Genomic DNA, 6,218 nt, shown 5'->3' with positions numbered 1-6,218 from the left:
ACTCGACGCTGGGTTATGAGTCGCCGCAGAAATACGAGGACAAGCTAAAGCAGCAGACAACCTAAACACCTGTCTGAAAAAACTTGACCACTACAGAGCAAACCAGCGGGCAATAGAAACCAGAGGGCTCGCCAGCGACAACGCGTGCGAGCGCAGCGACGCACTCCGTGCCCGAGCAGCAAACCTAAGATTGGGCGTGCGCGCAGCGCAGCCGAAGGCGTCCCCACCAATAACGTGCTTAGTAGGCGGCCACCGACCTAAAGTCGGGTTCGTCCATCCGACCTCGAACGCCAGGCACCTCCAGGTAGCGTCAGCAGGGTCGAACCACCAACCGCCTCACCGTAAGTCACCACGGTTCGAACCACTAACACCGCCTTGGCCAGCCGCCCAGGCGACGCGCTCTTTGCCTCCTTTCTGTCGCTCGGACAGAAAGGAGGTCGCCGGCTACGCCGGCGAAACAGCCACGCCAGTCAAGCACCACAGCCAACCGCCCACCACAATCACAATCGACCTACCTCCCATACTCCAACTCCGGATACCAATCCCCCCTCCCCTCCGGCGTCGTATCCAGCAACGTCCACAACGCATCCAGGTCCGGCGCCCCGCGCGGATCCTGCCCCGGATCGCACGTCAACGCATACATCTCGCTACTCCAGAAATGCCGGACCTTGCCATCGCGCCGCGAAAATACGGTATATCCCGGCACGTCCGCATCCTCCGCACTCACGTAGTCGCGCGTGAAATCGCCGTCCACATCCGCATACACCTTCAGCTGCGTCCATCCCCGCGCCTGCTTGGCCGCGACCAGTCGATCGATCGGCGAGCGCGCCACCATTGCCAGTGCGGTGCGCTGCTCGATATCCGCTACCTTGTGGTCCCAGCCGGCCATGATGGACGTGCACATCGGACAAGGCCGCTCCCGCTGCGGCCCGAACATATAGCTGTAGACCACCAGCGTATCCTTGCCGCCGAACAGGTCTTCGAGCGTTACCGGCCCGTGTTCGCCCTGGAACGTATAGCGCTTCGTCACCTCGCCACCGGGCGGCAACGCGCGGCGCTGTGCGGCCACGCGTTCGATGTGCCGCCGCAATTCGATTTCCTCGGCCAGCAAGGCGTTGCGCGCGTCGCGGTACGCCTTGCTTTCATTGGGAAAGTGGACGGGATTCTGCCGGGCCAGTTCGGTTGACGGAACCAGCTTTGCCGTGGTGTTCATGTCAGTCCTCCTGGAAGATCGCGTGCCGGGCGCGGCTCTCGCCATGCGGCGATGACCGCTTCACACGCCTGTCCTGTTTCGTTCCCGCGCGGCGCGAATCGTTCCAATGCGATAGCTGCACGCCGTGCTCGCTTCGCGCTCGATTCAGCACAAACGGCGGTTCACACTAGCGTGTGAACCGCCGTCTCTCGCTGCGTAACGCCCGGCTTAGCCTTGCTGAGATCTGGCCGCGCGCGCAGCCTGCTCGCGCAGCCGCTCTTCCTGCTCCCGGAGTTCTGGCGTCAACTCGTCGCCAAAGTCCTCGAGCTCGAACAATGGCCGGATCTCGATGTCGGATTCGCCTTCCATCGGATTGGGACAGCGCTTGACCCATTCCACCGCCTCATCCATCGACTTGACCTGCCACAGCCAGAACCCGGCGACGAGTTCCTCCGGGTGCTCAAAGGGCCCATCGGTCACGGTGCGCTGGCTGCCCGAAAACCGTACGCGCTTGCCCTTCGCGCTGGGCTGCAGGCCCTCGCCCGCCAGCATGATGCCGGCCTTGACCAGTTCTTCGTTGAAGTTGCCCATCGCTGCCAGCAGTTCAGTGCCGGGCATCTTGCCGGCTTCTGAGTCGCTGGTTGCTTTGACGATCACCATGACACGCATCGACATGCCTCCTCAGGTACGTGTGTGGCGACATGCGCGCCGGGTGGCGCGCTCCACGCACCCGCGATGGGGCGTGTCGCACACCGGTCCAGCATAGACGCTATTGCGTGGAAGCTATTGCCATTGCTGCATCGACCAGGTCGAGCGCCGCCGCAGGTCTTCCTGTCCCGGCTGCCGGGGCGGCTTGCTGAGGTCATCGTCGTGCCGGGGCGGAAGCTGCTCTTCGCTCTTGCGCGAAGGATCAGCCGGCGGCACCTCAGGTACGTTCGGCCCTTCCTCAGGCCGTGGGATTTGATGTGCCATGTTGCCCTCCTGCTTGCAGAGTACGACACCCTTGACGATGCAACGGCCATGCCAAGCCGCGCGGCGCGGATTTGTGCGCCCCGGCGATCCCGTTCGCTGCGACGTGATGCGATGGCGGGGGCGCCGCGCAATCTCGGCGCGCAAATCTGCCTGAATTTGTAATGCGGCATGCGGGTGCGCCGTCGATGCGCCGCGGTGGCGCCATGTCCGGCATGGCGCAGAGCCGGTCACGCCGACAGCCATCGCCCGGCACGAAAGGTGCACCGCCCTCCCGTGGCGCGCCGGCTTCTCCCGGTGCGCCATGGATACTTAATGCGGAGGCGCACCATGGAACAGACGGAAACGACAAGCACGCCCACCAGCACATCGGGCCTGCGCCAGCAGGAGACGCGCATGTCTTCGGTATCGGGTTCGGAGACGCGCAGCAGCGCGCCGTGGAAGGACACGTCGGCACGATCGACGGCATCGCAGGACCTGGCGCGCGAGCTCGACCGGCTGATCGATCGCCTGCCCACGTTGTCCGGCGATAACCTCGAGCAGGCCAAGGCGGAATTTGTCCAACTGGCCGCCAGGTCGGGCAGCGCAGCGACGGAACTCGCGGCCAAGTCCGCGGAGGTTGCCCGGCAAGTAAAAGGACGCGTCAAGAACGAGTGGGAAACCGGCCTGGAGCGGACCGAATCGTTCGTCCACGCCAACCCCGTGCGTGCGCTGGCGATGGCGCTCGGGATCGGCGTGGTGCTGGGCGCGCGGCTGTTCGGCGGACACCGGCATCACCGCGACATGTGAACTGGCGGCCGGCCTAGCCGGCGCGCTGGCGCGGCACCGCGGTGCCGAACTGCTTGCGGTATGCCGACGGCGACACCGCCAGCGCCTGGGTGAAGTGCTGGCGCAGCGAAACGGCCGAGCCGAAGCCGACCAGCCCGGCCACCAGGTCGACGCCCTTGTCGGTGGTCTCCAGCAGGCGCCGCGCCGCGGTCAGGCGGTGGTTCAGCAGCCACTGCGTCACGGTGGTGCCGGTCTTTTCCTTGAACCGCCGCGTGAAATTGCGCCGGCTCATGCCGGCCTTCTCGGCCAGCGTATCGAGCGTCAGCGGCTCGGACAGGTGGGCGATGGCCCAGTCCAGCGTCAGGCTGAGCCGGTCGGCGCCGTCCGCCTGCGGCAGCGGGTGCTCGATGTATTGCGCCTGGCCGCCGTGCCGGTGCGGCGCCACCACCATGCGGCGCGCCACCCGGTTGGCCACCTCGGCGCCATGGTCGCGCCGCACCAGGTGCAGGCAGCAGTCGAGCGCGGCGGCGGTGCCGGCCGAGGTCAGGATCGCGCCATCGTCGATATAGAGCGAATCGCGGTCGAGCCGCACCCGCGGATAGCGCTGCGCGAAATCGTCGGCCCAGGCCCAGTGCGTGGCCGCGGCGCGGCCGTCCAGCAGGCCGGCCTCGGCCACCACGAAGGTGCCCAGGCACAGGCCGGCGATGCGTGCGCCGCGCGCGCTGGCGGCCCGCAGCGCATCGAGCAGCGCTTGCGGCGCGCGCTCGCCCGGATCCCGCCACGCCGGCATGATCACGGTATCGGCCTGCTCCAGCACGGACAGGTCGTGTTCCACCTCGATGCGGAAGCCTGACATGGTCGAAATCAACCCCGGCTTCTCGCCGCAGATCAGCAGCCGGTAGCGCGGCACGCCGAGGCGGTCGAGGTCGTCGCCAAAGACAATGCAGGGCACGGACAAATGGAAGGGGCTGATGCCTTCGAAGGCAATCACCGCGACGGTGTGCATCGCAATCTCGCTGAGGTGGGATCCTGTTGGGGCGGCTTGATGGCTGAAATGGCATGGCCACATTGCCGTGGTTTGGCCCGATTCTATCGGATGTTGTCCATCGGGCCACTTCCGGCGCTGCCGACGGCGCCGGAAACTACGCTCCATGCCGCGCCTGCGGCGAACGCAGCGGCCGCCACTGGCGCCGCCCACCTACTTCCCTGTCGACGAGGACCATCATGCAACACCCGACCCTACGCACCATCGCCGGCGCACCGGCCCGGACCGCCATCGACGCCGCCAGCACCGCCGTGCTGGTCATCGATTTCCAGAACGAGTATTTCAGCGGCAAGCTGCCGATTCCCGACGGCCCGGCCGCCCTTGGCAACGCGCGGCGGCTGGTCGACCACGCGGATGCCGCCGGCATGCCCGTGTTCCACATCCAGCATGTCACGCCGGCGGGCAGCCCGGTCTTCGCCGAACACGGCGCCACCGTGGCATTCCACGGCGACCTGCAGCCGGCGCCGCACCACACCGTGGTGCAGAAGACCTCGGTCAGCGCCTTCCCGACCACCGACCTGGACCAGCGCCTCAAGGCCGCCGGCATCAAGACCCTGATCATCACCGGCCTGATGACCCACGCCTGCGTCACCGGCGCGGCGCGCGACGCGGTGCCGCTGGGCTACGGCGTGATCGTGGCGGCGGACGCCTGCGCCACGCGCGACCTCGATACCGCGGCCGGCACCATCGCGCACCAGGAACTGCACCGCGCCGCGCTGGCCGCGCTCGACGACGCCTTCGGCGATATCCTGACCACCGAGCAGGTGCTGAAGCTGCCGCTGGCGTGAGAACGGCGGCCGGCCTGGCCAGCGTTGCTGGTGAACCGGGGCGACCGGAGGACCTGGCCGTACCCGGGCGGGGTTCAGCGGCCGGCCGCGTCGACGATGGCGTGCGCCGCGGCCACCATGGCCTCTGACGATTCCAGCGCGCGTGCCGGGTCGTCGCGCTTGCGCACGGCGGCGGCGCTGGTCGCGCGCGCGGCGCCGTCGGGGCTGGCGGAGAACTTCACCACAGTCAGTCCCCTGGCGGGATTGATGTAGATCTTCTGGCCGAAGCGGCCGCTGGCCTCGATGCTGCCGTCGCCGTCGTTGCGCTGGAACCAGTAGTTGCGATAGCCGTAGCCGTCGCGCCCTGCAGTGGTATTGCCGCGCGCGAAGCGGGCCTGGTTGCCGGCGGGCTGCAGCGCGATCCGCACCGCCTTCGGTGAAATGCCGAGCGTGGCATCGCCGGCCGCGGCGCGGCGCACGGTCTCGGCGAAGCGGGCGGCATCGCGCAGCGTCGAGTTCATGCCCCCGCTGGCCATTTCGGTGCCCTGGCGATCGACCTGGGTATAGGCGTCGTCATCGGCGAAGCGCGACCACAGCCGCTCGCTGACCAGTTCCGCCCAGCGCTTGCCGGTAATGCGGCGCAGCGCCCAAGCCACCGCTTCCGGCGAGCCGTTCTGGTAATACCAGACACCGCCGTCCGGGCCCGCGCCGGCGGTGCCGGTGGCGTGCACCACCTTCAGGAAGTCGTAGATGGTGTCGGGCGCGTCGGCCTTGCGCGGCACGATGCCCACCGCGCCGAACAGCCCCAGATCGGGCGGCAGTGCCTGCGGATAGCCGACCGGCACCTCCATGTCCAGGTTCTGCTGCACCGTAGCCTCGCCGAAGGGATTGCCGGCCAGCTCAGGCACATACTGCGCCAGCCGCGCGTTGGGATCGAGCTTGCCCTCTTCGACCAGCATCGCCGCCAGCAGCCCGGTCACCGACTTGGTCATCGACGCCCAGATATGCGGCTGGTGCGGGCGGAAGCCGGCAAGGTAGCGCTCGTACACGATCCGGCCCTGGTGCAGCACGATAAAGCCATCGGTATGCGTGTCGCGAAGGTAGTCCGCCACCTGCACCGTCTGGCCGCCGACGCTAAAGCGGACCGTGTCCAGCTCCGGCGCGGCCTGGCCTGGCAGCGCCAGCGGCTGGCTCGCATGGCGGATACCCACGGTGGGCGACATCTCGCGCGCGTGCCGGAAGGCCCAGCGCATATAAGGCGGGCGCAGGCCGGTGCCGCGACTGACCTGCTTGTCCGGCGGTGGCGGAAAACCCTGCATCACTTCGCTTTCGGCCACCGCCGCAGGCTCGCCCGCGCCCTGCGCCATCGCCAGGCCTGCTGGCGCCGCCATCCATGCCACCAGCGGCATCACCGTCCACCACGCCCGACTGCGCCGGGACCCCGTCCCGCGCGACTTCGCTTGTGCCTGCATGCTGT

General features: G+C 67.9%; 6 protein-coding genes. 2 read left to right on the top strand and 4 right to left on the bottom strand.

The annotated features are described in order from the left end of the window. Nucleotides 1–511 precede the first annotated feature (511 nt). A complete protein-coding gene (locus C7416_RS23705) occupies nt 512–1,213 on the bottom strand; it encodes a DUF899 family protein (RefSeq protein ID WP_111521196.1) in 702 nt (233 codons plus the stop codon). 207 nt (nt 1,214–1,420) lie between these two features. Then, entirely contained in the window at nt 1,421–1,861 is a 441-nt protein-coding gene (locus C7416_RS23700; protein WP_111521208.1) for a YciI family protein, read from the bottom strand. A 630-nt stretch (nt 1,862–2,491) separates the two neighbouring features. Between C7416_RS23700 and C7416_RS23695 the strand changes: the two genes are divergently transcribed. Continuing rightward, nucleotides 2,492–2,950 carry a hypothetical protein gene (locus C7416_RS23695; protein ID WP_240988260.1) on the top strand — a complete coding sequence of 153 codons (459 nt, stop codon included), beginning with the start codon at nt 2,492–2,494 and terminating at the stop codon, nt 2,948–2,950. Nucleotides 2,951–2,963: 13 nt separating this feature from the next. Here the strand turns inward: C7416_RS23695 and C7416_RS23690 are convergent, their stop codons facing one another. Further along, nucleotides 2,964–3,935, bottom strand: a complete 972-nt coding sequence (locus tag C7416_RS23690; protein ID WP_111521194.1) for a GlxA family transcriptional regulator — start codon at nt 3,933–3,935, stop codon at nt 2,964–2,966. Nucleotides 3,936–4,153: 218 nt separating this feature from the next. On the opposite strand from C7416_RS23690, the gene C7416_RS23685 reads away from it, so the two are divergent. Next, nucleotides 4,154–4,762: a cysteine hydrolase family protein gene (locus C7416_RS23685; RefSeq protein WP_111521193.1), complete on the top strand. Its 609-nt coding sequence runs from the start codon at nt 4,154–4,156 to the stop codon at nt 4,760–4,762. A 74-nt stretch (nt 4,763–4,836) separates the two neighbouring features. Here C7416_RS23685 and C7416_RS23680 read toward each other — a convergent pair whose 3' ends face one another. Then, nucleotides 4,837–6,213, bottom strand: a complete 1,377-nt coding sequence (locus C7416_RS23680) for a serine hydrolase domain-containing protein (RefSeq protein WP_111521192.1) — start codon at nt 6,211–6,213, stop codon at nt 4,837–4,839. Between the last annotated feature and the right edge of the window lie 5 nt (nt 6,214–6,218).

This window comes from Cupriavidus phytorum, from assembly GCF_003254285.1.
GTDB classification, from domain to species: Bacteria; Pseudomonadota; Gammaproteobacteria; order Burkholderiales; family Burkholderiaceae; genus Cupriavidus; species Cupriavidus phytorum.
This window is presented reverse-complemented; position numbering and strand designations above follow the sequence as displayed.

Bases quoted from the DNA above. Each gene is read 5' to 3' on its own strand.
- C7416_RS23695 (WP_240988260.1), top strand. From the start codon at position 2,492: ATGGAACAGACGGAAACGACAAGCACGCCCACCAGCACATCGGGCCTG.
- C7416_RS23700 (WP_111521208.1), bottom strand. From the start codon at position 1,861: ATGCGTGTCATGGTGATCGTCAAAGCAACCAGCGACTCAGAAGCCGGC.
- C7416_RS23680 (WP_111521192.1), bottom strand. From the start codon at position 6,213: ATGCAGGCACAAGCGAAGTCGCGCGGGACGGGGTCCCGGCGCAGTCGG.
- C7416_RS23705 (WP_111521196.1), bottom strand. From the start codon at position 1,213: ATGAACACCACGGCAAAGCTGGTTCCGTCAACCGAACTGGCCCGGCAG.
- C7416_RS23685 (WP_111521193.1), top strand. From the start codon at position 4,154: ATGCAACACCCGACCCTACGCACCATCGCCGGCGCACCGGCCCGGACC.
- C7416_RS23690 (WP_111521194.1), bottom strand. From the start codon at position 3,935: ATGCACACCGTCGCGGTGATTGCCTTCGAAGGCATCAGCCCCTTCCAT.